Here is a 2117-nt window from a genome sequence, read left to right on the forward strand (position 1 = left end):
GAGATAGGCAGGATGCGATCGCTTCTTTCCTGAACCATGTTCAGGAGAGTTCAGCGTGAATGTATCAGGTTCCAAACCGGCTCCAGACAGTTCCCCAAGCCCTCTCCCAAGGGGAAGGGGTAGGTCGGAATCAAGGCCACCAATGGCCTACGGCGACTGGGAATACCCCTGGTGAGCCGCCGCTGTTTGGTGGTCATCTTCTGTTCAAAATGGGCATCACTTCAGCGGGTTGCAATCATCACGTGTTTGGTGATTTGGTAGTCGCGCACCGCTTCTGCCGAGAGATCTTTGCCAAATCCCGATTGCTTAAAGCCGCCATGGGGGGCCTCAGAGGCAATGGGAATATGGTCGTTGATCCAGACGGTGCCGAACTCCAGATCGGCGGCCAACCTCATCGCTCGTCCGATGTCTTGAGTCCACACAGAAGCCGCCAGCCCGTATAGGACGTCATTGCCCAAGCGTAGCGCTTCCGCTTCTTCGCGAAACGAGCCGAGCGTGAGAACCGGCCCAAAAACCTCACTCTGTACGATCTCCGCTTTTTGATCGACATTGGCAATCACCGTGGGTTCATAGTAGTAGCCCTGGGCAAGCTGGGAAGGGATCCGACCGCCGGTCAGCACCTTGGCTCCCTCTGCTTTGGCCCGCTCCACAAATCCCATCACCCGCTCCCGCTGGGCTGCTGAGACCAAAGGCCCCATCTCCACTCCCGCCTCGAAAGGGGATCCCACCGTTACTTTGCGCATGGCTTCTACAATGGCCTCTTGCGCCTGCGCCAGCTTGCTCTCGTGCACATAGACGCGGGTGGCTGCCGTACAGTCTTGGCCGGTATTGACGGTGGCAGCAAATGTGGCCTTGGCAGCAACGGTCTCTACGTCCGCATCCTCGAAGACGATAAACGGCGCTTTGCCCCCCAGTTCCAAATGCACCCGCTTCAGGGTATCTGCCGCTGTCCGCATCACCTGCTTGCCGGTGGCGGTAGAGCCGGTAAGGCTGACCATGCGCACCTGGGGGTGCTCCACCAGGGCTTGGCCGGTGGCATTGCCTCCGGTAACGATATTGACTACCCCGGGCGGGATCCCAGCCTCGGCGATCAGTTCCCCCAGCATCAGGGTGGTCAGGGGGGTGGCAGGAGCGGGCTTGAGCACCACCGTACAGCCGGCGGCCAGGGCGGGGCCGATCTTCCAGACGGCCATCATCAGCGGATAGTTCCAGGGGGTAATTTGAGCGCACACCCCCACCGGCTCTTTGCGAAAGAGGGAGGTGTAGCCCTTGGCATATTCCCCGGCGCTAAAGCCATGGATGTCGCGGGCGGCAGCGGCGAAGAAACGCAGATTATCCACCGCAAACGGCAAATCTCCCCCCAAGCTGAGGAACTCGTAGGGCTTGCCGGTGTTTTCCGATTCCACACGAGCCAGTTCTGGGGCACGAGCCTCGATCAGATCTGCCAATTTCCAGAGGGCCAGGGATCGCTCGCCGGGGGTAAGTTTCGACCAACGGCCATCGTAGAAAGCGGTCTGGGCAGCTTGCACCGCCCGATCCACATCGGCAGGGCTGGCATCCACCACCTCTGCCAGTTTCTCGCCGGTGGCCGGGTTCTCGATGGTCATCAGGCCCCCCCCTTGGCTATCGACCCATTGGCCGTCGATCCAGAGTTTGTAGGCCATAGCGATGTCCTCAACAGCTTGGTGAAATGGCTCTCCCCATTGTGCCGAATCTTTTTGGCTCGGCTTGAATCATAAGCTTCATTCAACTTTGGCAACTTTGGGGTGCAGAGATGGGATCCTTTGGGATTGGGATGGCCCAAACGGCTATTCGCAAAGCGGGCCGTAGACTGTGGCCAACGGCGCACTGGTGAGGATCCCGCATCTGCTAACTAACGGAGGTGCAGGGGCAATCAGTCCTGCACTCTACCCGCAGGGTGAGCACCGGGATACAGGGATCCCCGCCATACCTCTGAGCGAAATCTGTAGCAAAACCTACTTATGCTGGTGTAACCTACAAGCACCGGATTGATAACCTACAAGCACCGGATTGATCCAGATGCCTGCCAACAAGCCGCTCGCGTCAGCGGGACGGAGGCCTTGCTGTTGGCGTGGCTGGAGATTGGCCGGGACGTA

At 59.3% G+C, this 2117-nt stretch carries 1 protein-coding gene; it reads right to left on the reverse strand.

The features are described 5' to 3' along the window. Window positions 1-221 precede the first annotated feature (221 nt). On the reverse strand, window positions 222-1664 hold the full coding sequence (locus tag NW839_RS13180; RefSeq protein WP_414344852.1) for a gamma-aminobutyraldehyde dehydrogenase: 1443 nt from the start codon (window positions 1662-1664) through the stop codon (window positions 222-224). Window positions 1665-2117 lie beyond the last annotated feature (453 nt).

Origin of the sequence: Synechococcus sp. R5-15, from assembly GCF_047462035.1 — a bacterium.
GTDB lineage: Bacteria > Cyanobacteriota > Cyanobacteriia > Thermostichales > Thermostichaceae > Thermostichus.

What these genes read in the sequence shown, in the direction of transcription:
- NW839_RS13180 (WP_414344852.1), bottom strand. Translation starts at nt 1,664, where the DNA reads ATGGCCTACAAACTCTGGATCGACGGCCAATGGGTCGATAGCCAAGGG.